The organism is Paenibacillus sp. FSL W8-0186, from assembly GCF_037969765.1.
Taxonomy (GTDB): domain Bacteria; phylum Bacillota; class Bacilli; order Paenibacillales; family Paenibacillaceae; genus Fontibacillus; species Fontibacillus woosongensis.
Window position 1 is genome coordinate 3,313,077 of the sequence record NZ_CP150207.1, and the last position, 25,062, is coordinate 3,338,138.

29 protein-coding genes and 1 pseudogene are annotated in these 25,062 nt (G+C 51.6%); all 30 read right to left on the bottom strand.

The window, feature by feature from the left end; genetic code table 11:
- Positions 1–61 precede the first annotated feature (61 nt).
- The 30 genes and pseudogenes from MKX50_RS14920 to ypeB all read right to left on the bottom strand — a co-directional run bounded on the left by MKX50_RS14920 (position 62) and on the right by ypeB (position 24,948).
- Positions 62–232, bottom strand: a complete 171-nt coding sequence (locus tag MKX50_RS14920; protein ID WP_196427103.1) for a hypothetical protein — start codon at positions 230–232, stop codon at positions 62–64.
- A 60-nt stretch (positions 233–292) separates the two neighbouring features.
- Positions 293–1,123, bottom strand: coding sequence for a protein-glutamate O-methyltransferase CheR (locus MKX50_RS14925; RefSeq protein ID WP_339157291.1), 831 nt, complete (start codon positions 1,121–1,123; stop codon positions 293–295).
- Positions 1,114–1,557, bottom strand: a complete 444-nt coding sequence (gene ndk / locus MKX50_RS14930) for a nucleoside-diphosphate kinase (RefSeq protein ID WP_213590621.1) — start codon at positions 1,555–1,557, stop codon at positions 1,114–1,116. The genes MKX50_RS14925 and ndk overlap by 10 nt, the downstream gene beginning before the upstream one ends.
- 141 nt (positions 1,558–1,698) lie before the next feature.
- Positions 1,699–2,673 carry a polyprenyl synthetase family protein gene (locus tag MKX50_RS14935; RefSeq protein WP_213590620.1) on the bottom strand — a complete coding sequence of 325 codons (975 nt, stop codon included), beginning with the start codon at positions 2,671–2,673 and terminating at the stop codon, positions 1,699–1,701.
- On the bottom strand, positions 2,670–3,536 hold the full coding sequence (locus tag MKX50_RS14940) for a menaquinone biosynthesis protein (RefSeq protein WP_339157292.1): 867 nt from the start codon (positions 3,534–3,536) through the stop codon (positions 2,670–2,672). The genes MKX50_RS14935 and MKX50_RS14940 overlap by 4 nt, the downstream gene beginning before the upstream one ends.
- Positions 3,517–4,146 (bottom strand): UbiX family flavin prenyltransferase, encoded by a 630-nt coding sequence (locus MKX50_RS14945; RefSeq protein WP_213590618.1) that lies wholly within the window; start codon positions 4,144–4,146, stop codon positions 3,517–3,519. The genes MKX50_RS14940 and MKX50_RS14945 overlap by 20 nt, the downstream gene beginning before the upstream one ends.
- Positions 4,146–5,018 carry a UbiA-like polyprenyltransferase gene (locus MKX50_RS14950; protein ID WP_213590617.1) on the bottom strand — a complete coding sequence of 291 codons (873 nt, stop codon included), beginning with the start codon at positions 5,016–5,018 and terminating at the stop codon, positions 4,146–4,148. The genes MKX50_RS14945 and MKX50_RS14950 overlap by 1 nt, the downstream gene beginning before the upstream one ends.
- Positions 5,011–5,736, bottom strand: coding sequence for a demethylmenaquinone methyltransferase (locus MKX50_RS14955; RefSeq protein WP_213590616.1), 726 nt, complete (start codon positions 5,734–5,736; stop codon positions 5,011–5,013). Before MKX50_RS14955 ends, MKX50_RS14950 begins: the two co-directional genes overlap by 8 nt.
- 14 nt (positions 5,737–5,750) lie before the next feature.
- On the bottom strand, positions 5,751–6,593 hold the full coding sequence (locus MKX50_RS14960; protein ID WP_339157293.1) for a heptaprenyl diphosphate synthase component 1: 843 nt from the start codon (positions 6,591–6,593) through the stop codon (positions 5,751–5,753).
- Between the two features lie 183 nt (positions 6,594–6,776).
- The gene (locus tag MKX50_RS14965) at positions 6,777–7,322 is read right to left on the bottom strand and encodes a hypothetical protein (protein WP_213590614.1); all 546 of its coding nucleotides are present in this window, start codon (positions 7,320–7,322) and stop codon (positions 6,777–6,779) included.
- 102 nt (positions 7,323–7,424) lie between these two features.
- The gene (mtrB, locus tag MKX50_RS14970) at positions 7,425–7,685 is read right to left on the bottom strand and encodes a trp RNA-binding attenuation protein MtrB (RefSeq protein ID WP_155610131.1); all 261 of its coding nucleotides are present in this window, start codon (positions 7,683–7,685) and stop codon (positions 7,425–7,427) included.
- 120 nt (positions 7,686–7,805) lie between these two features.
- Positions 7,806–8,078: an HU family DNA-binding protein gene (locus tag MKX50_RS14975; RefSeq protein WP_055107762.1), complete on the bottom strand. Its 273-nt coding sequence runs from the start codon at positions 8,076–8,078 to the stop codon at positions 7,806–7,808.
- A 183-nt stretch (positions 8,079–8,261) separates the two neighbouring features.
- The gene (locus MKX50_RS14980) at positions 8,262–9,248 is read right to left on the bottom strand and encodes an ABC transporter permease (protein WP_213590613.1); all 987 of its coding nucleotides are present in this window, start codon (positions 9,246–9,248) and stop codon (positions 8,262–8,264) included.
- Positions 9,245–10,735, bottom strand: a complete 1,491-nt coding sequence (locus MKX50_RS14985; RefSeq protein WP_339160144.1) for a sugar ABC transporter ATP-binding protein — start codon at positions 10,733–10,735, stop codon at positions 9,245–9,247. Before MKX50_RS14985 ends, MKX50_RS14980 begins: the two co-directional genes overlap by 4 nt.
- A 118-nt stretch (positions 10,736–10,853) precedes the next feature.
- A pseudogene (locus MKX50_RS14990) lies at positions 10,854–11,965 on the bottom strand (sugar ABC transporter substrate-binding protein).
- Positions 11,966–12,124: 159 nt separating this feature from the next.
- On the bottom strand, positions 12,125–13,603 hold the full coding sequence (spoIVA, locus tag MKX50_RS14995) for a stage IV sporulation protein A (protein WP_155610805.1): 1,479 nt from the start codon (positions 13,601–13,603) through the stop codon (positions 12,125–12,127).
- 306 nt (positions 13,604–13,909) lie between these two features.
- On the bottom strand, positions 13,910–14,653 hold the full coding sequence (locus MKX50_RS15000; protein WP_339157294.1) for a hypothetical protein: 744 nt from the start codon (positions 14,651–14,653) through the stop codon (positions 13,910–13,912).
- Positions 14,654–14,687: 34 nt separating this feature from the next.
- The gene (locus tag MKX50_RS15005; protein WP_213590611.1) at positions 14,688–15,035 is read right to left on the bottom strand and encodes a 2Fe-2S iron-sulfur cluster-binding protein; all 348 of its coding nucleotides are present in this window, start codon (positions 15,033–15,035) and stop codon (positions 14,688–14,690) included.
- 12 nt (positions 15,036–15,047) lie between these two features.
- Positions 15,048–15,689: a hypothetical protein gene (locus MKX50_RS15010; protein WP_213590610.1), complete on the bottom strand. Its 642-nt coding sequence runs from the start codon at positions 15,687–15,689 to the stop codon at positions 15,048–15,050.
- Between the two features lie 67 nt (positions 15,690–15,756).
- Positions 15,757–15,936: a DUF2768 family protein gene (locus MKX50_RS15015; RefSeq protein WP_155610135.1), complete on the bottom strand. Its 180-nt coding sequence runs from the start codon at positions 15,934–15,936 to the stop codon at positions 15,757–15,759.
- 161 nt (positions 15,937–16,097) lie between these two features.
- A complete protein-coding gene (locus MKX50_RS15020; protein WP_155610136.1) occupies positions 16,098–16,370 on the bottom strand; it encodes a stage VI sporulation protein F in 273 nt (90 codons plus the stop codon).
- 99 nt (positions 16,371–16,469) lie between these two features.
- Entirely contained in the window at positions 16,470–17,507 is a 1,038-nt protein-coding gene (locus tag MKX50_RS15025) for an NAD(P)H-dependent glycerol-3-phosphate dehydrogenase (RefSeq protein ID WP_213590609.1), read from the bottom strand.
- The gene (gene plsY / locus MKX50_RS15030) at positions 17,500–18,111 is read right to left on the bottom strand and encodes a glycerol-3-phosphate 1-O-acyltransferase PlsY (RefSeq protein ID WP_213590608.1); all 612 of its coding nucleotides are present in this window, start codon (positions 18,109–18,111) and stop codon (positions 17,500–17,502) included. The genes MKX50_RS15025 and plsY overlap by 8 nt, the downstream gene beginning before the upstream one ends.
- Positions 18,112–18,123: 12 nt before the next feature.
- Positions 18,124–19,446 (bottom strand): ribosome biogenesis GTPase Der, encoded by a 1,323-nt coding sequence (gene der / locus MKX50_RS15035; protein WP_213590607.1) that lies wholly within the window; start codon positions 19,444–19,446, stop codon positions 18,124–18,126.
- A 274-nt stretch (positions 19,447–19,720) separates the two neighbouring features.
- Positions 19,721–20,953 (bottom strand): 30S ribosomal protein S1, encoded by a 1,233-nt coding sequence (rpsA, locus tag MKX50_RS15040; protein ID WP_213590606.1) that lies wholly within the window; start codon positions 20,951–20,953, stop codon positions 19,721–19,723.
- Positions 20,954–21,089: 136 nt separating this feature from the next.
- Positions 21,090–21,659 (bottom strand): lysophospholipid acyltransferase family protein, encoded by a 570-nt coding sequence (locus tag MKX50_RS15045; RefSeq protein ID WP_213590605.1) that lies wholly within the window; start codon positions 21,657–21,659, stop codon positions 21,090–21,092.
- Complete coding sequence (gene cmk / locus MKX50_RS15050) at positions 21,649–22,359, bottom strand: (d)CMP kinase (protein ID WP_213590604.1); 711 nt, start codon at positions 22,357–22,359, stop codon at positions 21,649–21,651. The genes MKX50_RS15045 and cmk overlap by 11 nt, the downstream gene beginning before the upstream one ends.
- A 128-nt stretch (positions 22,360–22,487) precedes the next feature.
- Positions 22,488–22,697 (bottom strand): hypothetical protein, encoded by a 210-nt coding sequence (locus MKX50_RS15055; RefSeq protein WP_213590603.1) that lies wholly within the window; start codon positions 22,695–22,697, stop codon positions 22,488–22,490.
- 100 nt (positions 22,698–22,797) lie between these two features.
- On the bottom strand, positions 22,798–23,451 hold the full coding sequence (locus MKX50_RS15060) for a flagellar brake domain-containing protein (RefSeq protein ID WP_213590602.1): 654 nt from the start codon (positions 23,449–23,451) through the stop codon (positions 22,798–22,800).
- A 129-nt stretch (positions 23,452–23,580) separates the two neighbouring features.
- Complete coding sequence (ypeB, locus tag MKX50_RS15065) at positions 23,581–24,948, bottom strand: germination protein YpeB (RefSeq protein ID WP_213590601.1); 1,368 nt, start codon at positions 24,946–24,948, stop codon at positions 23,581–23,583.
- Positions 24,949–25,062: the final 114 nt, after the last annotated feature.

The following is a 25,062-nucleotide window of genomic DNA, read 5'->3' on the forward strand; positions in this document are numbered from 1 at the left end:
CGCACCGCCGCTACTGCCTGAAGCAGCAACTACGGTGCGTCTGGATCGTATCTACTACCGACTAGCTTGAGGCCGGACGGTTGTTCGCCGAAGCAGCAATGATGCGCAGCGAATCCGCTGGCAAATCAAGAAGCCCGTTTAATTGGCCGCGTTCCACGCCAAGTACTTGCGCGCATTCCTGCGGCGTCAGGAACCCTCTGCGATAAGCATCGATCACTTTTCTCTTATCCATGACTAACCCTCCACGACATTGGATATTCCAAGTATCGGGTAAGTCTCGCATGAATATACATCAATCTTTTTTGCGATAGAAAAAAGTTTCCGAAGTTTCCAAACCATAATTGCCCGGAGAGAATATTTGCTCTGTACTGCCCACAAACAGGATGCCGCCTGGACGAAGCGCCTGGGCAAAGCGGTGATAGAGCTTCTGCTTCGCTTCTTCCGTGAAATAGATCATGACGTTGCGGCAAACAATCAGGTCGAAGCCTTCCTCGAAATCATCGAGCAGCAAATTCTGCTTCTTGAAGGTAACCGCCTTCTTCAGCTTGGGCTCGATACGGTACATCACGCCTTCGGGGGTGAAATACCGCCCAGCCACATCGGGCGGGACATCCTTGAGCGACCGTTCCAGGTAAAGTCCCTCGTTAGCCTTCCCGAGTGCGCCGTCATCTATATCGGTTGCCAACAAGTATGTATTTTGCAGCAGGCCCTGGTCGTTTAGAATCATCGCTAGCGTATACGGTTCTTCTCCGGTGGAGCAGGCCGCGCTCCATACCCGCAGCCGGGACTTCCCGGCCGTCAGAGCGGGCAGTACGGTATCCCGCAGCGTCTCCCAACGATTGGGATTTCTCCAGAACTCGGACACATTGATCGTCATTTTATCCAAAAATTCATAGAATAACGTTTTATCGTTCGTCATCGCCGAGAAAAAAGACGCGAAGGTCGAATATCCATTTTTGTTTCGCAGCGTCGTTAAGCGCCTTTTCATCTGAGCCTCTTTATACTGCGCCAAATCAATCCCCGTCAGCTGTTTGACATTACGGATAAAGCCCTCATAATCCGGATCGGGTACGCCGTCTTGGCCGAAGCGAATCTGATTGGAAATCAACTCTTTCATATCCATGGATCAATGCTTCTGGAGTAGTTTAGTATTTCATGAGGCTCGAAAAAGTTGGCGATTTCCCGTTCTGCGCTCTCCAAACCGTCAGAACCATGGATAAGATTAAATGGCGTGTGGGCTGCGAAATCTCCGCGGATCGTGCCCGGCAAAGCCTCAGTCACCTGAGTTTTACCGATAACCATTCGGGACAATGCAATGACATCATCGCCCTGCCAGACCATTGCGAATACCGGACCAGACGTAATAAAGCGCACCAAGCTGTCAAAAAAGGGCTTGCCCTCATGCTCGGCATAATGACGCTTCGCCTGCTCTTCCGTCACGTGAACGAGCTTGCCGGCAATCAATTTCAGTCCTTTGTCTTCAAACCGGCTAACGATTCTTCCTACCAAACCACGCTGAACCCCATCTGGCTTAACCATCAAAAATGTCCGTTCCATGGTTTACCTCCCCTAATGTTGTCACATTGAATACTACGATGATATAGTGCATTCTTTTAAGCTACGACTACAGCGTATTTTACCAGAAATCAGGGAATAAGGGTACCATAAAAATCACGCTCCTGAAGAAGGTGCATCCTCCTAATAGGAACGTTTATTGATGAATAAAGCAATCTCCTTCAAGTGGGTTCTAGCCTTGCTCTCCGGAAGCTGATCAAGCGCCGCCAGCGCCTTATCGGTAAATGTCTCCGCCAGCCGCTCGGCCTGCGCAATACCTGAGCCCGATTTGATAATATTGATCGCCTCCGAGATATGCTCGCTCCCATCCGCGCCGCGTATCCCTTCGATGGCCTGAAGCAGCGGCCCGCTAAGCTCCGGGTCTTGGAGCGTATAAATAACCGGCAGGGTAATATTGCCCTGACGCATGTCGCTGCCTGGCGGCTTGCCGATGCTCTTCTCCGTACCGCATAAATCAAGCAGATCATCGCGAATCTGGAAAGCCATGCCGATATTATAGCCGTAGCGGTACAGAAGCGAACTCGCCCTCGCATCGGCTCCTGCAGCCACTGCACCAAGCTGACAGCTGATCGCGATCAGCAGAGCGGTTTTGCGCCGGATGCGCAGCAGGTAATGGCGAACCGACTGTCCGGTATTGAAGAAATCGCGGATTTGCTCCATTTCCCCGATCGACATTTGCACCATCGCCTTGGACAAAATCCGGTGCACCTCCGGATCAGGCAGCTGGGTGGCCAGCATCAAAGCTTTGGCATAAATGTAATCGCCCGTATACATTGCGATTTTATTGTCCCATTTCGCCTTGACCGTCGGCTTGCCCCGCCGCGTTCCCGCGTCGTCGATCACATCGTCGTGTACGAGCGATGCCGAGTGGATCAGCTCGAGCGGTACGGCGACATACTGCAGCCGCTCCAGATCGTACGTGCCAAATTTGCCGCCCAGCAGCACGAAGATCGGGCGCAGCCGCTTGCCTCCCGCCTTCAGGAGATGGAGCGAGGTTTCGTTCAGCAACTCCTCATCGCCCTCGACGCTCCGGTACAACTGCCGTTCGATGAAGTCCATGTCTTTCTTCAATGTACCGAAAATATCCATTAGTTTCATTCTTTCACCCGTATCAACGTATTATCGCTCCATATGTTCAAGCTTACCTCGTGCTCTAGAAGGCCGAGCTCACGAGCATAAGCGAAATACAAAGCTAATCCAGCCTGCTGTTTCTCGTTAAAATCATAACATAAATTGTTAAAATAATGACGCCAGTACTGGGGCGTTCCGCCGATTTCCCGGCACGCCCGATCCACGAGCGGGCTTAAATCGCTGAGGCTGCGGCGCTTGCTTTCTTCGAAAGCAGAACATACCCGCGACAGGAATACTGGATGCTCCTCCGCAAAAGACTTCTGCACGGCCCACACCGCAAAGGTCATTCCGTACCCGGTCCATCTTTTCCAGACTTCCCCTAAATCGGTCACGATATAATTATGATCCCGCCAGGACGCCTCAATCGCGTGGTCACCGATCAGCAAAGCCGCATCACTGCTCTCCATCATCGCGTCCAGGTTCGGCTCGCTGTCCCAGTAGGTCGGCTTGCCGCCGTAGGCCTTCTCCATAATAATCTTCAGCAGATTAACTGAGGTCGCAGACGTATTGGTCAGAGCAATGACGCCATTGCGGATCTCCTGCGGGGGTTTCCTGGAGAATAAAAGAATGGAGTTCACGGGGCCGTCCGAGCTAACGGACAGTCCCGGAAGCAGCCAGAACCGTTCCCAGCCCAGCCCGAAGGCAAACGAGGATACCGGCGCGATATCGAGCGAGCCGCTCAGCATGCCCCGGTTCAGCAGCGAAGGCACCTCCGTTACGAGGCTAGGGCTGCCGGGCAGCATATTCGTATCGAAATAATGAAATACAGGCCAGACGTTGCTGTACTTAATCCGTCCAATCAAGACGTCGTCATTGCTCCTGTTCTTCACGTTGCTCCCCCCATCTGGTAAACAGATTATGTTCAATTCTCAAGCTGTCTAGTACTTTACCAACCAAGAAAGAGACCAGGTCATCGATATTCTGCGGGCCGAAATAAAATGCCGGCATGGCCGGAACGATCCGAACTCCAAGCTTGGCCAGCTTCAGCATGTTCTCCAGATGAATCGCATGCAGCGGCGTTTCACGCGGTACTAGAATGAGCGGCCGGCCTTCTTTCAGCATCACGTCCGCCGCACGGGTCAGCAAATTATCCGACGCGCCGTGGGCAATTCCGGAGAGGGTCCCCATCGAGCACGGCATGACGATCATGCCGTCTACCAAATAAGAACCGCTGGCGATCGTTGCACCGATATCGGCGATCGGATGATAAACGTACTGCCCCGAGAAGCCCGCGAAGTGCTCTTGCAGGACCGCTTCACGGTCCGATGTATTCCAGCCAAGCTCCTCTTTGATGACCCGCCAGCCGGCATTCGTAATGACAAGATGCACGTCAAATCCAAGCTGCAGCAGGGACTGTACCAATTTCACGCCATAAATCGAGCCGCTAGCCCCCGTAATGCCGACAACCATCCCTTTTCGTCTCTCAGTGCTGCTGCCCATCAATAGTGCCGCACCACCAAATCAATCAAGGTGAACGAGAATACCACGATGCTGAGGACACCGTTCATCAGGAAGAAGGACGTCTGCAATCGGCTGAGATCGCTAGGCGATACGATGTAATGCTCATAAAATAAAATCAAATAAGCGATTATCATTCCGGCGATGTACCACCAGCCCAAATCGCTGAGCAGCAGCAGAGCAATAAAGCCGACAGCGGTGATGATATGAAACGCCTGGGCAATCTTCAGTGAAGCCGCTACCCCGAATCGTACCGGGATAGAATACAGCCCCTCTGTCTTGTCAAATTCGACATCCTGACAAGCATAGACGATATCGAAGCCGGCCACCCAAAACGTCACGGTAGCAAACAGGATCATAGCGGTCAGATCCACCTTGCCTGTCACAGCAACCCAGCCGCCAAGCGGAGCGAGCGCGATCGTCAAGCCCAGCACGACATGGCAGAGCCAAGTAAATCGCTTCGTATAGGAGTACAGCACCAGCATGACGACGGCAATCGGCAGCAGCTTCATTGCCAGCGGATCCAGCTTGGCCGCAGCCCAGAACAGCAGGGCAAACGACACGATAATAAAAATGAGAACTTCCCCGATCTTGAGGAGTCCGGCAGGAATCGCCCGATTCGCCGTCCGGGGGTTCTTCTTGTCGCTCACCCGGTCGATGAGACGGTTAAGCCCCATTGCAGCGCTTCTTGCACCGAACATCGCCAGCAGCACCCAGCCGATCTGCCCCCATGACGGAAATGTCTGATGAATCATGACCGAGCCGAGCAATGAGCCCATAAAGGCAAAAGGCAGGGCAAATACGGTATGTTCAAATTTGATCATCTGTAAAAAAATAATAGCTTTTCTAAACATGAGGCGTCTCCTTTGTACCGATATGTAAGGCGGCGACTCCACCCGTTAAAGGATACGCTTCGACCTTCTGCAGGCCGGTTTCCCGGAAAATCTGAGCCAGCTCGTCCCTTCCTGGAAAAGCGGCTAGCGAATCAGGCAGCCATTTGTACTGCTCATAGCGTTTGGCGAACAGTTTGCCAAGCAGCGGCATCACCTTTTGGAAATAGAAATAATAAATTCCCTTAAACGGCTGCCAGGTCGGCTTGGACATTTCCAGGCAGACAACCATGCCTCCGGGCTTGACTACCCGCTGCATTTCGCGAAGCACCTGATGCAGGTCGGGCACGTTGCGCAGGCCGAAGCCGATCGTGGCATATTGGAAGGTATTATCCTCAAAAGGAAGATTCATCGCATTGCCCTGCACAAGCGAAATCCGATCGCTCAGCCCGCGTTCATTCACCTTGCGGCGGCCGAACTGCAGCATATTCTCGCTGAAATCCAGGCCAGTGATTTGTCCTCCGCTGGCCTCGGCCATGCTGATGGTCCAATCGCAGGTACCGCAGCAAAGATCGATTGCCGTATCCCCCGGCGACATATTCATCTTCGCCATCGTAAACTTGCGCCAGGCTTTATGCCGCCTGAAGCTGATAATATCGTTCATAATATCGTATTTGGGAGCTATATTCTCGAATACCGCATGGACAAACTGCTCCTTTGGTTCAGATGTAGAATTGCTCATCTTCGTCTCTCACCTTACCCTTCCTGCATTGCACGACGCTGCGTTGATAGTGCGGTACGAAACGGTTCGACAATCGCAGCCAGCTCGGACTGCTCCTTGTCCTCCTTTAGTTCCTGAACGAGCACTTGAACCCGCTCTACGGATTGATGCAGCTTGTGAACAAGCTGCTCGTTCACGTCGTATTTGGCCAGAAGCGAAGACCACTCCCTCCGGTCGACCTTGCGCCGTGAAATGGCTTCTTTGTCCTCAGCCGTACCCGTTTCCATAATCCGCAAATAAGCGAAGCCTTGGCGTTCCTCCGGCAGCATGCTGCTGGCCTTCATTTCACCAAGCACGACCTCGCAGCGGCTAAGCTCAGCCAGCAGCAATCTCCACAGATTTTGCAGCGGCTTGTCCATCAGATGGGAGAACGATTGGAACAAGCCCATCTTGATTTGTGTGCATTCCTTCAAATATTCTTCCGTAGGCAGAAGCTTCTTCAGCTTGTTGTAGAGCCCAACCTTCAGCCGGTTGACTTCGCAAATCGCTGTGCTCATGGAAGACACCAGTTCAATTTGTCCTGCCTTCGCAAGCAGCTCATAGAACAGGCTGCTGAAATAATCGCCCGCCAGTACCTTAAGCTGGCGGGATCGCATGCTCCGCTCCTCCTTGCAGGTCGAGTCGACATCGATCATGTCATGCGTGTCGAGCCCGAGCTGTACGAGAAAAGCCGCCAGTGCGGAGGTCTCATGCGCCCGAATTTTGCTGCTGTCACGGATGTTTAGAAACATATAAAGCAAACGAACACGGGCAACCGGATATTCCGGTAGCGCCGTGTGGTTGGTAATCATGTCGTATCCGACATATTTATGTGCCATTTCAGTTATGCGATAAGGTTTCATCCTCTGCCTCCGAGCCGCTAATACTGACAGTCTCTTCTGAAATGATGGTTAATTCAAAGAGATGTCACAATCCTGTCTATTATAGCATATGTTATTTCGCCGCGCACAAGATACGGCGCTTATTTCGCAATAAAATATAAGTCTTCGCAAGCCTATGGGTTACTTGTGGATCATCGTCTTCCACAGACTTGTTTCCGTAACCCTGAACCAGCGTTTCAGCTCATGGCTTAATTCCAGGTCGCCCCGGGTCCGCAGCTCCTCAAGGGCATCCTTGGGCCACTCCCCCCGGCGCACATCCGCAGCCAGCAGCAAGTATTTATTTCCGAGCCACCTGTCCTCCGCTATGAACCGCACCAGCAGGCGATGCACGTTGCTCGTACCTGCAAAGGCGCGATCAATGGCTTGAGCAAGTCCTTGATATAGTCTGTCCGGTTGATCGGCCCCTTCCGTAATCCTGAAATCAAGCGACAACACGCTTCCGCTCAACTCGACCTTGGCAACGGGGACAAGCAGCTTCCAAGCGATCAGCTCATCGACTAGATTATCATGATTCAGTTCCACAGGCTGCTCATGCTTGTCGAGCAGAGCTGCATTGGCCGGGGCGGCCTCGCCTGCCTCTCCGCCAAGCCAAGATACGGCCGCCAACAGGACGGCACAGCCCATCGAAATCAGCAGCGCCTGTACAATAATGGTAGTACGCTTCATGAGGCATTCTCCCTTGGTTTTTGACCTGGTTATATTCTGCCCTATATGGTCTATACCCCATTGTACAATTAAAAAAAGCAGGCTATGCCTGCAAAATCAAAATCATTCTTCTGTATCGATTCTGCCGTGCTTGGTCATAACGACAGCTTTACCTCTAATTTTCACCGCCGACGTATGGTCGGTAAATTGGGCGATGAGCACCTCGCCCTTGTCCAGCTTCTCCGTATGATGGAAGCGCGTGTCCTTGCCACGGGTAAGCCCGATGACCTGCACGCCCTGCTCCTTCGCCTTCACGACGAAATAATCGCCGTTATTTACGTTTCGCTCTTCCCCGCTGCCGGCACTCTGATTGTGCTGATCCATCCTGTGCGATTCCTCCCATCGGATAAATACACTGAAGAACTACATCCATCCGTCCCTTAAAAGAAAAGGCCGTGAACAAGCGCCCACGGACTTTTTACCAGAGAAGATATGTAGAAATCTTTATTTAATTCCGTCTTTGAGCGCTTTACCTGGTTTGAATGCAGGAATTTTGCTCGCAGGGATTTCGATTTCCTCTCCTGTTTGCGGGTTACGTCCTTTACGGGCGGAACGTTCGCGAACTTCAAAGTTGCCAAAACCAACCAGTTGTACTTTGTCGCCGTTTTGCAGCGCCGTGGAGATCGCCTCAAATACAGCGTCAACCGCTTTAGCTGCGTCTTTCTTGGAAAGCTCCGTGCTCTCAGCAACTTGGTTCACCAAATCGGATTTATTCATCAAAACTCACCTCCCCGTTCAAAAATACATCACTCTGATATTCTGTGTTTCCGTTTTACCGCAGAATATACGTTATTCTACATTATTACTGGATATTTGCCCAGCAAAAGTTCATTTGGCCGCAGCCGTCAAAGCTGCGGAACAAACTTATAGTAATACAGCCCATCTAGAATTTCAAGTTTTTTAAGTCCTAGACCGGTTCAGCACGTAAAAAGTGATCGACAAAGCAAGCACTAGTACCGAGCCCTTCACGATGTCATGCGCGAAATATTGAACATTCATCATGGTTAGTCCGTTAACGAGTACGCCGATGAGTACCGAGCCGATAAAAGTGCCGATAATGTTCGGTTTGCCCGCGCCGAAGACGGAAAAGCCGACAAAAGTGGCGGCAACTGCCTCCATCAGCAGAGGAGCTCCTGCGTCGATTTGTCCCGAACCGACCCGCGAAGCGAAGAGCAGTCCGCCAATGGCCGCAAATACGCCAGACGCCATGTAGGCGAACATCCGCACTTTCTTCACCTTGATCCCCGACAGTCTTGCCGCTTCCTCGTTGCCCCCGGTGATATAGATTTGCCGGCCATATTTGGTCCGGGTCAGAAACAGATGAACGACGATCACGAAAAAGATGAGTAGAATGACGCTGATCGGAATCCCAAGGAACTCCCCTTGTCCCAGCAGCAGGAAGGTTTTATCCATTTTGCCCGCCGCTTTGCTTCCGTCCGGGAATTGCATATTGTTGTAGATCGTATACCCTTGGGCATACGTTTTCTGGATTCCCGCGACGATATACATCATCGCCAAGGTCGCCAGCAAATCTGGAATCCTCATTTTGATGATTAGAAAAGCATTCAAGAGACCGATCAAAGCCCCGATTAATAACGGAAATATGATCACAACATAAAGCGGCATCTGATACCAGATCATCAGCGATGCCGAAACGACTGTAGTTAGCGAAACCGTTGATCCCACGGATAAATCGAAGCCATCTACGGCCAGTGACAGCGTAACGCCAATCGCAACAAAGGTCACGATTGCGATCGAATTCAGAATGTCGCTTAAATTGCTGTAAGTGAAAAAGTAGGGCAGTCTGATCGAGAAAAAGGCGATGACCGCCAATACGACCGTTATCGTTCCATACCGGAACGTTACATTCATCAATCTGTCTTTCACAAATTTTCCTCCCGTCCACCGCTTGCAAAGTACATAATCTTCTCCATGGTAGCCTCGCTGCGCGGCAGTACAGCCGCAATTCTGCCGTCATACAGCACGGCGATCACATCCCCGATCCCCAGCCCTTCGTCAAGTTCGCTCGTCAAATACAGCACGCCTTTCCCCGCAGCCGCCAATTGTCCAATAATACGGAAAATATCGCTCTTCGCCCCGATGTCGACCCCTTTAGTCGGCTCGTCGAACAGAATAATATCCGCTTCTTTCTCCAGCCATTTGCCGATAGCCACCTTCTGCTGGTTTCCTCCGCTCAAATATTTTACGGGCAGCTTGGCCGAAGCCGTCTTAATGCCCAGCGAGGAAATTATGCGCTCGGCAAGGCTCCGCTCCCGGTTTCCGGAAATAAAGCTGAAACGGCTGATCCGATTGAGCAGGGGCAGGCTGATATTGCGCTCCACAGACTCCTCCATGACGATTCCCTGCTTGCGCCGCTCTTCGGGCACGCTGACGATACCCGCCGCAATGGCATCCGCCGGCTGCTTGAACAGCATCCTGCGGCCTCCCATGCAAATCTCCCCGCCGTCCGGACGGTCCGCCCCGGCTAGCATCCGGGCGATTTCCGTCTTGCCGGCGCCAACCAGGCCGACGACGGCCACGATTTGCCCGCTGCGCACCGTCAGATCGACGCCTTTGACTTTGCGGCCCTGACGCAGCCCGTTAACGCTTAGAACGATGTCGCCGATCTCGGCAGGAACCTTGGGAAACTCTTCCGCAAAGCTCTTCCCCAGCATTTGGGCGACCAGCTCCTCCATACTCAAAGCGCCGACCGGTCCGGAATGCACCTTTGTTCCGTCCCGCATCACCGTGACATAGTCAGCATGCTCCATCACCTCGGGCAAGCGGTGAGTTATAAAGACGCATGCCGTCCCCCGATGTCTTAGCTCGCTTAATATGCGAAAAAAAGTATCCGCCTCCGAACCGCTAAGCGGAGCCGTAGGCTCGTCAAAAATAATGACCTTCGCATCCTGCCTGACGATCCGTGCGAGCAGCACCATCTGCTTTTCAGCAATCGTTAAATCGACGACCTTTCTCTTGACAGGAATATCTACTTGAAGCGATGCCAGTATTTGCTCCGCCTCTTGCGCCTGGCGCCTAGGACTGATCCACGCCTTGCCGTCCGAGGCTCCAATCGCATCCAGCATAACGTTCTCCGCGACCGTAAGTTGGGGAACGAGGCTAGCGTCTACCTCCTGATAGACGCAATGGATACCGAGCCGCTTCGCATCTGCAGGCGATTTATGCCTCACGCCCCCTCCGTTCAGCAGCATTGTCCCTTCATCGTACTCATAGGCCCCTGCCAAAATTTTCATCAACGTGCTCTTGCCTGCTCCGTTCGCACCGAGCAGCGCATGCACTTCTCCGCCTCTTAAGCCGAAATCGACGCCGCGAAGAGCCGGAATGCCAGCGAACGACTTTGTAATTCCTTTCATCTGCAGCACATACTGTTCTTCCGTTTTTTTTATTGCCGATGTCGCCAATTAGCAGCACTCCCTTATTCAAAAAAAGCGCGCCCACCGGCGCGCCTTTCGCATTTTACAGCCCTAGCTCCTACTCTACGCCATACTCTTTCATCCACTCTTGAATACCTTGCTTGGAGCCGCCCCAGCCCTCAACGTACTCGGACAGGTCATCCGTGGACACCTGCTGGTCAGGCAGGGCATCCCGCGCGACGAGCACCGCCTTCAGAACGACGTTATCCTCCGTCTCATCGCCATGCAGCTTCTGGTAAGCGTATCTGACCTGTACCCGGCCGATATCTTTCGGGTCCACCGCGGCGGAAGCGACCCACGGGCTCTCTGGATCCTGGATAATCTGCAAATCCTCGTCGCTTAAATCGATGCCGTATACTTTGATTTCATCCCGGCCCGCAAGCTGAATCGCTCTGGCCGCCCCTTTGGCGAACTCATCCCAAGCGGCCCATACCGCTGTAATTTCGCCCTTTGGATATCTTTTTAAAACGGCTTCCATCTGGGTTTGCGAGTCGAGCGCCGGATTGGACGCCGTTCCGAAGCTGGCGATTTCCTTCATCTCCGGGTTGTCCGCCAAAAACTTCTGGTATTCGATATCACGGCGTTCCATAGGTGCGAATCCGGCCACCCACACCTTGACGATATTGCCCTTGCCGCCTGAATCCTGCTTCAGCTGCTCCAGCGACAATGCAGCCATGCTCTGATCGTCCTGGGACAATACGGTTACGCCAGGTACTTCTACCGTCGCATCAAATACAACTACGGCGATTCCTTTTTCTACCGCTTTCTTAATGCCAGGCTCCAAAAACTCGGCTGCGCCGTGATCTGTCAAGATGATGTCAAAGTTTTGATTCACCGCAGATTCGAGAGCGAGGACATTTTCGCCTTATCATTTTCCGCGACGAACGTAGTAAGCTCCCCGCCGAATTTCTTCACTTCTTCCGTTACGCCCTGAACATATTGCTGCGAGAACGTACCCGTATTGAATTCCATGACCAGCGCTACCTTCTTGCCCGCAAGCTCTTTGCCGCTCACATCTGCCGCCCCGCTGCCCTGCTCTGCCGCTGGCTGAGATTCCGCCCCCGAAGCCGGTGCTGGCTCCTTCTTGATGCCGCACGCACTGACGACGAGAACGAGCAGCAGGATTAGCGCTGTCGTCCATGTTTTTTGCCCAAACGTGATTTTTTTCATGGTTTCTCCCCCTCTAGGTATGTATCTTTAAAAATCTTTATACATTAATATATATCTTAATTCCAAGTATGTAAATCGGTTTTTACTAATTAAACAAAATAAAAAACCGCACACAGCTGTAACAGCTTCGTGCACGGTTGGAATAGAAAGGTTATGCTTCTATAAAATGATAGCGATCAGTCCGCCGGAGCCTTCATTGATGATGCGGCCAAGCGTCTCCTGAAGCTTGTAGCGGGCGTTGTCCGGCATCATGGCGATTTTGCCCTGGATGCCTTCCCGGACGATGGAGTGCAAGGAACGGCCAAAAATATCAGATTCCCATATTTTAATCGGGTCATTCTCGAAGTCCTGCATCAGATAGCGTACCAGTTCTTCACTTTGCTTCTCCGTTCCGATGATCGGCGCGAACTCGGATTCAACGTCGACCCGAATCATATGAATCGATGGCGCCGTAGCTTTCAGGCGTACCCCGAACCTGGATCCTTGGCGGATAAGCTCCGGTTCATCCAGCGCCATTTCAGCCAGAGATGGAGCAGCGATGCCGTACCCAGTCGTCTTGACCATTTCCAGTGCTTCCGCAAAGCGGTCATATTCCTTTTTGGCATGCGTGAACTCCTGCATCAGCTGCAGCAGATGATCCTTCCCCCTGATTTCAACACCGACGACTTCCATCAGAATTCGATCATACAGATCATCCGGCGCATACAGATCGATTTCTGCTACGCCCTGCCCCATATTCAGGCCGCTGAGTCCGGCACGGTCGATAAATTCATATTCGAGAAAGTTGCTGACGACCCGGTCGACGTCGCGCAGACGGCGGATGTCCTTGACCGTATCGCGGACCGAGTTTTCGTAATTGCTGCGCAGCCAGTGGTTCTCGTTCAGCACCATTACCCAGCTCGGCAAATTCACGTTGACCTCGTGCACAGGGAATTCGTAAAGCACTTCCCGAAGTACTCCGGTAACGTCCTCTTCCGTCATTGTCGCTGCGCTTAATGCGATGACCGGAATATCATACTTCTCGGCAAGCTCACCGCGGAGCTGCTGCGTTTCCTCGCTAAGCGGGCGCGTGGAATTGATCACGAGGACGAACGGCTTGCCGACCTCCTTCAATTCAGCGATGACGCGCTCTTCGGATTCTACATAAGAGTAACGCGGAATGTCGGCGATCGTACCGTCTGTCGTCACTACAACACCAAGGGTGGAATGCTCTTGGATGACCTTCCGCGTGCCGATCTCCGCCGCTTCCTGGAACGGAATCGGCTCTTCAAACCATGGCGTAGAAATCATGCGCGGCCCATTTTCATCCTCATAGCCTTTTGCCCCTTCGACGGCGTAACCGACGCAATCCACAAGCCTGACGTTGACTTCCAGCCCTTCTGCCACTTTGATTTGCACGGCATTATTTGGCACGAATTTGGGCTCGGTCGTCATGATTGTCTTGCCGGCTGCGCTTTGCGGAAGTTCATCCACTGCACGGATCCGATCGGCTTCGCTGGAAATGTTCGGCAGAACGACCGTTTCCATGAAGCGTTTAATAAAGGTCGATTTTCCGGTTCGGACGGCTCCAACCACACCGAGATAAATATCTCCCCCGGTGCGTTCGGCAATGTCCTTGTAAATGTCCACTTTCTCCAATACCAATGATATCCCCTCCTCAAAATTCGCCGAAGGAAAAATGCTTTGAGAGCATCCGCTTCGTTATTTACAACAACTCGTACATTCGTTTGGACTAGTATCATCATATGTAGCAAATGCACTATTATGACGGATTATACCGTCCGCGCCTACTTTTTTTTGCTATACCGCCGCGCCGGGCGGCACCAAGGTTTCCGCCATATAACATTGTATGATCGGTGCCCGCTTCCTATGACATGCGAAAAAAACCTCCCTATGAAGAATTCATAGGAAGGCATCCAAATGAGCTTAGAACGCTCTCTTGATTTAATTTTCGGCTTGCGCCACCGGAGTACCGTCTACCCAGGCATATGGCAGGGATTTTACCGGAACAAAATAAGACTGCTCCGTCAGCAGCACCCTAAGATCTCCCTGCTCGCTGCTGGCCGCCGTGCCGGATTTATCTATGGCCTGCATAATATCCCAGGCGTAATCGACGTATACCCGTCCCGATTTATCGATCAAATAGGGAAGCGGCTGTCTGGAATAGACGCTAAGCAGCTCATGCCCCTCACCGCGGATTTTCTTTAAATCCACCTCATACAGGCCCGGGTACGTTTCCTCTTCTTGAGTTACCGGCCATTGCCCTGGATGAGATCTTTCGTATTCATCGACAAGCCTCTGAACGTCGTTCACCTTCTGTACCGTGATCAAATCCATCACTTTGACCGTCGGATTACTCTCTTCATCGATGATGAGAAAATAAGCGCTGCCTCCCTGCTCGAAAGCCGTATCAGGGATTTGATCCATATACCCCTGCTTGTTCAGCTGGTCCAGGTTGATCCGGAATTTTTCGTAGCGAGGCACCTCTTCCCCCGCCGTAATAATCGGCAGGATTCCCGTATCCTGCTGGAAAGCGTTGATTGCGCTTTGGATCCGCTCGACGCTTTCCCGGTAAGATACGCTCTGTTCCTGCCGCTTGGCCCCGGGATACATACAGCCTGACAGTAGTGTAATTCCCGCCGCAACAATGATCATGCATGCGATGTATCTCATATAAGTCTTATTCACAACTCTTCATCCTTTGCAAATATCATCTCAACCCTTACCACAAATCATCCTCTTGCTGGCGCTCCAGCTGCTTGCGGATCGCTGCCTTTAGGGGATCCTCCGGCAGCCGAACCTCGGCAGCCCCGGTGATTTTGGCCTGGCAGGCCAGCCGAATTCCCTTCTCTAGTAGCGGTCCCAGCTTGCGCTGCTCAGCAGCGGTAGGCGGGCTTAACGACGAGTTATGCCCTGTATCCGCCTCCACCTTACACATCAGGCAGGCCGCATTGCCGCCGCAGCGCGTCGCGACATGAACTCTGGCGTTCCGTGCGGCCTGTAGGACGGTTGTCCCTGGACGGACTTTTGCCGTCTTATCCTGAGGCATAAATCTGATCGTATAGTCCATACGGAGTTCCTCCTATTGCTGTTGCCTTGCCTTTAGCAGCCATTCCTCGTGTATTTCGGGAGCTGCCAGCAATTTCGCTACGGCAGATACCGTTTCTGCTTCCCATGCGTTGCGGTCAAGCAGCAGCTTCAGCAGACCCACATGCCGCTCCGGCGACTTCCGAATCGCCTCGGCAACTGCACAATAACGGTCCGGACGTTCTCTCAGCACATTGAAGAGCAGCTCATGGGCAAGAGGCATTAACCGAATCGGCACGCCTTCCAGCATGATTTGCTCTGCATATCCGGTCAGTACGCCGCTTACTTCCGTACGGTACATCGAACTGCCGTTTCTGATTTCAAAACTACCGACCAGCTCCATCGTCAGCGCCCCCAGACGGTAGTGGCTTAACATGGAGGAGTAGCGGCCGCTCTCATCCCACACAGGCTCGTCCAGTGCCAGATCCGTTAGGCGGTTATGGAGCTTCTTCGCTTCAGCTCTATCATAATAAACGTCTATGTCACGAGGGGAGCGCTCCAGCGGCACTCCCTGCAGCCACAAACCGCAGCTTCCGCCCAGCAGCCAGGCGGCATCAGCTTGATCCAGCCGGCCGCCTAAATTCTTCAAGGCAGCTACCAGCGGGGCCTGTCCCTCCTCTGCGATGTCTATGCTCATTACATACCTCTTCCCTTGACTCCGTTATACTTGGTCTTATTCCTTCTGCAATGCTTCTTCATCCCACTTACGTGATCGACACAAGCCCCATCAGGAAGCCGGTAAGCATCACAATAAAAGCGAGCAAGGACAAAATCCCTTTGACGATGCCTTTTGTTTTGGTGCGGGCAAAAGTGACCAAAAAGACGGACACGCCCATTACGAGAATCGCTGCGATCGATAACCACATCTTCGTCATTGCATCCATGAACGTAAACTCTCCCATTTCCCATAATCGATATGATGAATATTATAGCATTTCGAATAAGAACAGGCTATGCAGCACGCAAAGGATTCCTCCAAAATTATACACACAAATAGAAAAAGCACCTTTCGGTGCCTTTCCGTCAAATCGCCGTATTCTTATTCTTACTTCTTAAGCATTAATTTCATCAATGCTTCCATATTGTTCGGATTCATGCCGCTTTTCTTCACGGCTCCGATAATTTCCGAAATCGTGCTTTCTGTCACAGGCACCTTGGCCATCGCGGATACCTGCTTAATCAGCCTCCGCAGCTCCGCTTCGCTCTGCAAAGTAGACGGCTTCACTGTACTTGCCAGCTTTTTGACGGAGCTCTCGGAAATATTCTTTCCTGCCTTCTTGTTGATCGCGTTCAGGGCTTCTTTGGAAATTTTGCTCATATTCTCCCCCCTTCGCATTGCTCTTCCACAGTTTATGAAAAGCAAACGAAAAAGGTGTTAAGATACGGGCCAGCTTCCTATGGGTGCCCAGGCCTAAAGTTAGGCGTGCCACTGCTCCCAGGTTTCGAGGGACATGACCTCCATCTCGGTCTTGCGATCGCGACCCATCAGGGCTTCCACAGCGACCCTTGGCTCGACTCCATCAAACAGCACATGATACAACTGCTGTGCGATCGGCATCTGTACATGGTATTTCTCTGAAATGGTGCGGGCAGCCTTCGTTGTCCGAATGCCTTCAACAACCATCCCCATAGAGCCAAGCACGGTATCCACCGATTTGCCTTCGCCAATCATGTAGCCGGCGCGCCAATTCCGGCTGTGGCGGCTGGTTGCGGTTACAACCAGGTCTCCCACTCCGGCCAGACCGGCAAAAGTAAGCGGGTTCGCGCCCATTTCCACTCCGATGCGGGTAATTTCCGCTAATCCTCGTGTCAGCAGCGCGGCTTTGGCATTGTCGCCGTAACCGAGCCCATCTGACATGCCCGCCCCGAGGGCGATAATATTTTTCAGGGCACCGGCCAGCTCCACCCCCAGCATATCGCGATTTGTATATACCCGAAAATAGGAGTTCATAAATAAATCCTGCGCTATCTGTGCCTGCTTTTCCTCCAGCGAGGCGACCACAACGGTCGTCGGGCAGCGCTTCACGACCTCCTCCGCATGACTGGGACCGGACAGGACTACAATCCGCCCTTCCTCACAGCCCAGCTCCTCGGCAATGACGACGGACATCCGCTTTAAGCTCTCCGTCTCAAAACCCTTGGTAGCATGGACGACGGTCATATCCTCATTCCAGTAGGGCTTCAGCGCCCGGGCTACATCCCGCATCGCTGAGGATGGCGCGACGATGACGACCGCCTTCGCTCCGGCGACGGCCTCCCCCATGTTACTTGTGGCGACGATCCGGTGCGATAGATCAACGCCCGGCAAATATTTTTCATTGCGGTGCTTTTCGTTAATTTCATCTCTTTGCGCCTCGTTACGAGTCCAGATCATCACATCCATCTTATCGGCGAGGACGCTGGCTAATGCCGTTCCCCAGCTTCCTGCCACTAATACGGCCGCTTTCTCAGACAACTCGTTTACCTCCCTTGGAGCCAAGTTTATTCTCTTTGCCTTGGATCAATTTCACGATATTCGTGCGATGCCTCCAAAATGCAAAGACAAAAATAATCAGACTCGTCCATAAATAAGGACCGGTTTCTCCAGTGAGCACCAGAAATAATGGAGTCAGCAGAACAAACAGCAAAGAACCGAGAGAGACGTATCTCGTAAAAACGATCGATAAAATAGCGATTATTCCTGCGTAAAGCGCCGGAAAGAAAAACAAGGAAGCCATAACGCCAATCGTTGTGGCAATCCCTTTTCCTCCGCGAAACCGGAAATAGACCGGCCAGTTGTGGCCGATAATGGCAGCGAGCCCGCATAAGAGAGGTACCCATACATGCTCCCCGCCAAGCCACCTGCCAATCCAGACCGCAGCTATTCCTTTAAGCACATCAAGAGCTAGCACCATGATCGCCGGCCCCTTGCCGAGTACTCTCAGTGTGTTGGTTGCTCCAGCATTGCCGCTTCCATGCTGACGGATATCAATTCCTTTCAAGGATTTCGCCAGCAGGACACTGAAGCTGACAGATCCCAACAAATAACTGAAAATTACTGCAATCACGGGTAAAATCACATTTTTCCTCTCCTAACCTTCATCAGACTTACGGCGTGTGAACAACCGAATTGGAGTACCTTCAAAATCAAATGCCGCCCGGATCCTATTCTCCAAGTACCGCTCATAGGAAAAATGCATCAGCTCCGGATCATTGACGAACACCACGATTGTCGGCGGTTTGACGGATACCTGGGTCACGTAGTTGATCCGCAGTCTTCTTCCCTTATCTGTCGGCGGCGGATTGATCGCAATCGCATCGGATACGACATCGTTCAGCAAGTGCGTCTGCACCCTCTTCGCATGCTGATCCGCCACATGCTGCACGACGGGCAGCAGCTTATGCAGACGCTGCTTCGTCTTCGCGGACAGGAAAACGACAGGCGCATAAGTCATGAACAGGAAATGATCACGGATCTTCTGCTCGAATTGATGCATCGTCTTGTCGTCCTTCTCAACAACATCCCATTTGTTTACGACAAAAACAGAAGCCTTGCCTGCCTCATAGGCATAACCGGCAATATGCTTATCCTGTTCGATGATGCCTTCTTCCCCATTGATCAATACAAGAACGACGTCGGCCCGCTCGATGGCTTTCATCGCCCGCATGACGCTGTATTTCTCCGTCGTCTCGTAGACCTTGCCGCGCTTGCGCATGCCTGCCGTATCAATCAGCACGTAACGCTGGCCATCCTTCTCGAACGGTGTATCTATCGCATCGCGGGTCGTTCCGGCAATATCGCTGACGATGACCCGTTCTTCCCCGAGAATTGCATTAATCAGGGACGATTTGCCTACGTTCGGCCGGCCGATCAGAGCGACACGAATGACATCCTCGTCATATTCATCATCCGCAAGTTCTGGTAAATTCTCGGCAATGGCATCCAGCAGATCGCCGATCCCTGTCCCATGGCTGCCCGAAATGCCAATCGGCTCCCCAAAACCCAAGTTGTAAAATTCATAAATGTGATCGGAGCGGCCGATGTTATCCACCTTATTGACGGCTACGATAACCGGCTTGCCGCAGCGGTACAGCAAATTGGCAACTTCCTCGTCTGAGCTCGTTACCCCGGCTTTGGCATCGCACATGAAAACAATGACGTCCGCTTCCTCAATCGCCAGCTCGGCCTGCATGCGAATCGACTTCAAAATCGGTTCCTCGTCCCCGAGCTCAATGCCTCCCGTGTCGATGATGCTGAACGGCTTGCCATTCCATTCGCCTACGCCGTATATACGGTCGCGGGTAATACCGGGCTTGTCTTCCACGATCGCGAGCCGATCGCCGATAATCCGGTTAAAAATCGTCGATTTGCCCACATTCGGCCTTCCTACGATAGCCACAACGGGTCTTGCCATACGGATACCTCCTAAATTTTTATCCCTATATTTAAACGAAATGCTTAACTAAGTCATGATTCACGATTATCATCATAGCAAAAAAAGCACTAATTGGCTAACGTTTCATTGCTTATTTTAAGGCGTTACGTTTTGCCCATCTTCCGGTAAAGTAAACGTTTTTATTATAGCCGCCTGCTATTTCTTTACTCCCCGTGAACCATACATAAACAAAAATAAAAATCGGCGAACCCGTGTTAGGGGGCCGCCGATCCTTATGCCTGCTAAATCCCGTCTATTTCCACTTGCTCAATTTGTCACCAAACCGCTCGCCAAGGGTAACGCTCAGGCCTTGATTATTCAGCGAAACGTTAGGGTTGTCGTTCAAGTCCTCTTTCCTTACGCTGCTGCCTCTGGATGGCTTCTCGCTCTTCGGTGCCGGTGCTGGAGCCTCTTCCGTCTCCTTGATGCTCAGGCTGATGCGCTGCTCGGCTGTATTCACATCCAAGACTTTGACTTGAACCGTCTGTCCCTCTTTCAATACCTCATGTGGTGTACCGATATGTTTGTGGGAAATTTGCGAAATATGAACTAGTCCTTCTACGCCAGGCGCAATTTCGACAAAAGCACCGAAGCTAACAAGACGCTTCACTTCACCGCTAACGATATCTCCCGACTTGAATTGCTCTGCCGCAGTATCCCAAGGGCCAGGCATTGCTGCCTTGATGCTCAGGCTGATTTTGCCTTTCTCAGGATCTACCTTCAGAACCTTAACCTTCACTTGTTGTCCTTCGGAAAGCACATCCGACGGTTTGTCAACATGGTTCCAAGCAATTTCGGATACGTGAACAAGTCCGTCTACGCCGCCTACGTCTACGAATGCACCGAACTGAGTCAGGCGCTGAACCGTCCCTTCGATGACTTGGCCTTCTTGCAGCTCGCTCATGACTTTGAGCTTATTCGCTTCGAATTCCTCATCGAGAACGTCTTTTTGCGACAGGATCACTTTGTTGTTCTCCGGATCGATTTCCTTCACTTTAACGCGAAGCGTGCGACCTTTGTAATCGCTGAAATCTTCCACAAAATGACGCTCCACCATCGATGCGGGAATGAATCCGCGAACGCCAACGTCCGCCACGATACCGCCTTTAACGACATCGGCAACGGTTACTTCAAAAGTCTCTTGGCTTTCGAAGCGCTTCTGCAGCACTTCCCACGCATTCTCGCTGTCAATCGCCCGTTTGGATAGCACAAGACGCTCTTTCTCATCGTCAATGCTAACGACTTTGGTCTCTACCTCTTGACCTACTTGAACGGCATCCGAAGCGCTGTCCAAATGAACAGAGGACAATTCACGAATAGGAATAACGCCGTCATATTTATATCCAATGCTCACATAAGCCTGGTTGTCCTCGATTTTGACGATCGTTCCTTTAACGGTGTCCCCTTTTTTCAAGGATACGATTTGATCCAGTTCATCCTGGTTCGCTGCCTCAACAGCTTCTTGATTCTTAATTTCTTCCGACATGTCAATACCCTCCTCAATTCAGCAACCCATTTATTTAAACCCGCTTGAAGCGAAGTTCAAAACAGCTTGATGTTGATAGCTTTCCAAAAGTCTCCTGCCTTCATGCATATAAACTCTTGTCCAGCGATCAATCCAGTCACCCCTGCGCCTTAAGTTCCGCAATCCGGGACATAATCATTTCCGTCACGCGCTCTGCGGCATCAGGATCAGAACCTTCCTTGAACTCCGAGATATCGATCGGAGCCCCGTAAACAACTTTCATTTTCTTGAATAACTTATAATTTCCCACAATGGCTACGGGAATAATGACCGCATCACTGCGAAGCGCGAAGGTCGCCGCTCCCCTCTTGCCCATCCCGCCGGAGCGGGAGCCTTCCGGGAAAATCCCCATGACTTTACCCGTACGAAGAATGGTTAATGCCGTCTTGATCGACTCCTTGCTCACGCCGCCTCTCTTGACTGGGAATGCGCCAAGCTGCGTAATAAGCCAGCCAAAACCGAAAATGTCGAACAATTCCTTCTTGGCCATGAAGTGTACTTTCCGCTTCAGGAGTATGCCGATCGTCGGCGGATCCAGCAAGCTGATATGGTTGGAACAGAGTAGCACGCCGCCTTCCTTGGGGATATGCTCAAGTCCTTCCCCCTCCAAACGGAATAGCGCTTTATAAATAAGTAGTAATGCACCACGGCAAAAGCTATAAATCATTTCTGTTCTCTCTCCCATAAGATTGGCTAAATGAAACGATGCGCTCTGCCACTTCACGAGGCGTCAAATGCGTCGTATCCAGCAGAATGGCATCCTCAGCCTGCCGAAGCGGGGATACTTCCCTCTCCTGGTCCAGCCGGTCCCGCTCTGCGATATCGCGGGCGATCATTTCCAACGTAATTCCTTGCTGATCCTGCATTTCTTTGAATCTGCGGCGGGCACGCTCCTCTACGGTTGCCGTCATGAACACCTTCACTTCAGCATCCGGCAGCACCGTCGTACCGATATCGCGTCCATCCATGACGACGCCTTTGCGCAGAGCCATTTGCCGCTGAAGAGACACGAGCCAGTTTCGCAGACCTTCGATTTGCGCGTAGCGGGACACTTGAGAGCTCACCGTTAAAGAGCGGATTTCGGCGGTCACATCTTGACCGTCTACAAGAACCTTCTGTCCGTCTTCTCCCGGCATTAATTCTATACCCAAATTTTGCACCGAATGAAGCACTTTATCGACTTCTTCCGGCCCGATTCCAAGATTCTGCAAATACCAGGTAGCTGCCCGGTACATTGCACCGGTATCTACATAGACATATGACAGCATGCTTGCAACCATTCGGGCAATAGTACTCTTCCCCGCACCGGCAGGTCCGTCGATCGCGATGTTGATCTTGCCGTTATGTGATGACGTTGTCCTAGCCAACGCGGACGCCTCCTCAAAACACGGTCTCAATAAAAAAGCAGGCATTGCCTGCGACGTGAAAATTATACCACACAACGTGGGCGGATGCAAAAGGCGGGAATCGCCAGCCGTCTTTGTGCGATTCTTTGTTATCGTTCCCCGGAGCGGTCGAGCGCCACGCCTTCATAACGGTCTGCTGAAGCAATATAAGCCCGAATAGCCGGAACCCTAAGGATAATCTGACAGGCGCAAAGTCCGGCCAATGCAACGATGACCGCCTTTTTCAGAAAAGCCTCCATCCCGCTGCTGAATGTCAAAAACAACTCCGTGTATTCCTCGGCCTCGTGGTCTTTCTGCAAATGAACTCACCTCTGCTTGCATGGATATGATTATCATATCCAAAGCAGGCCGATGCCAATCTTGTCAGCCCCTGAACACCGCGGCCTTCGAGAATGAAATTTAACGGTTCTTGAAATCGAATTGGCGTTCGAAGCAATACCGGATCAGCTTCTGCCTTTCCATATCGGAAATGCTGACGAATTTCAGCATCGCCTTCGTCCGCCCCGTTTCGAGCTGCTTCGTGCGTACGATTTCAGCTTCGAAGGGAACATGGTCAATGCTTCCGTTCTTATAGGACAGCAGCAGCCAGCAATACAATTGCTCGCCTTCGGACAAGTGGTATTGGCTATCGGCGATCAGAGACACGCCCCCGCCTCCCACGTCCTCCGTCAATGCCACGAACCGAGTGTTGTCCTTCAGCTTGACCGCAAGGTCCAGCTTGGATACAACCCGCAGGAAATGGCGCCGCTGCACCTTGGTAATCGTCTCAGGCTCCGGCTTTCTGACTCTGACCAGTTGGACGACATCATCCGCGAAGCCAAGAACGTATGTATTGAAATAATTTTTGACTCCTTGATCGGTCAGGAAATATACCGACAGCTCGTCACCCATATACAGCCGCTTCATATGTCCGCTGCCGCTTTCGATCGGAACTTCGATCAGAAGCGTATCGTCTTCCACATCGGCAATGCGTGACTTGTATTCCTTATCCATATTTTTGCCTTCTGCCGATGCGACCTGAATGTACAGCAGGTCATTTACATTAGGAAACAAGTCCCTCCACCACCTTGTTTATTATAGGTTATCATTACCATTTGATTATACCACGGGCTAGATCAAATAAATATTCCGCTGACAATAAAAAACGGACCAGATCATTTCAATCTGGTCCGTTTTCCGATTTTACCGGGAGGTCTTCTTAGCGTGCCCATCGCGGATTTGCTCGACGACTTCCTCATTGCCGTTATCAGCATTAAGGTAGATACGATATTTCGAGCCGTTGATTGCCCCGCCGAATTCGTACGTCAGCACTTTCTCCGCCATATCGTTTTCGATCAGCGCAAGCCGGTGATACTGCTCTTTATATTCGGGATTCAAATACTTGCGGGCCTGCTCAAGCGTTAGCTTTGGAGTCGACAGTTTCCGCGCCTTTCCGTCCTGCTGCTCATAAACATAATCGCTTGCCTGCATGCCGATCACATGCCCGTTGTCCAAAGCGACCCGAACCGAAACTTTCTCCGGATAAATTAGCACGTCTTTATTTTTTTTGACAAATGTGAAGCTGCCGATATTGTCGTATTCATCGTAAGTCACCGGCGTTAAGTCGTGATAGCCCTTGTTCTTCAGGAAATGAGCCGCCGACTCCCTAGCCTGCTCGTGAGTGATCGCTTTAGGTCCGATGTGGCGGTCGCTCCAGTAATTGATCAAATGGCCGCCTTGACGCGTGAAATCGAGCGTAACGGACTCGGACTTGTTTCCTCCTTGAACCTTGGCCGTATAGGAAGCCCATTCCGTTCCCTTTCCATTTTCGGTAACTTGGATATTATGCGGTGAATGAACTCCAGCGAACTGGGCGGCTTTCGTCTTGATTTCATTGACGGTAACAGGTTTCCCTCCGAGCTTCTTGACGGAGCGTTTGTTATAAATGCTTGCCACGGATGGTCCCCAATCCAGCTCCGGGTATTCCCCGACTCGCTTGTCTACCGTCTTGAAGCCATCGATAATCGTATTGTCCTGCTGACTGTTCGGATTGGCTAGCGTAGTCTCCACGTCCATCCAGCGAAGGCGTTTGGAAAGAACCTTGTCCTGAACTTCCTGCAGCTGTTTGGAAATGTGCTCAGAGCTCTTGTACAGCTCCTTCAAATTTTTCATTTCACTGTCGGTCAACGGCTGCTTGGCCAAGTCGCGAACTCCCGCCTGATAAGAAAATTTCGAAATTCTGGACAGGAATTCTTCCGTTTTATTAAAAGGAAGCATGGTCAATGGCAGCTGATTGATTTCATTCTGCGCTTCGCTCGTGATCCTCCATACGTTCACCAAACCTTTGCGCTGCGATCCGGTCGAGTTGCTATGCACGGCCAGCGTATTCCCTAGCTCTCCGTGAAGCTTGTCGACATGGAACGACAAACTATGGAATGCGCGCTGATACTGATTTTCCGCTTTGATGAGAATCGCGTTCTTTTCTTGGTTTTCCTGATAGCCCCACATTAAAGCACCGATTAACAGAACCGTGGCGATCGGAAATAGTATGGCACTCAAACGTCTATACATATCATCTACACTCCTTCCTTCAACGAACTGAAGTTAGTTTGACTAGAAGGAAGGAAGATTATTCACTTTTGACAGCTCTGCTGAAAAATGTTCTTTCTTGTTGTCCATTTGTTA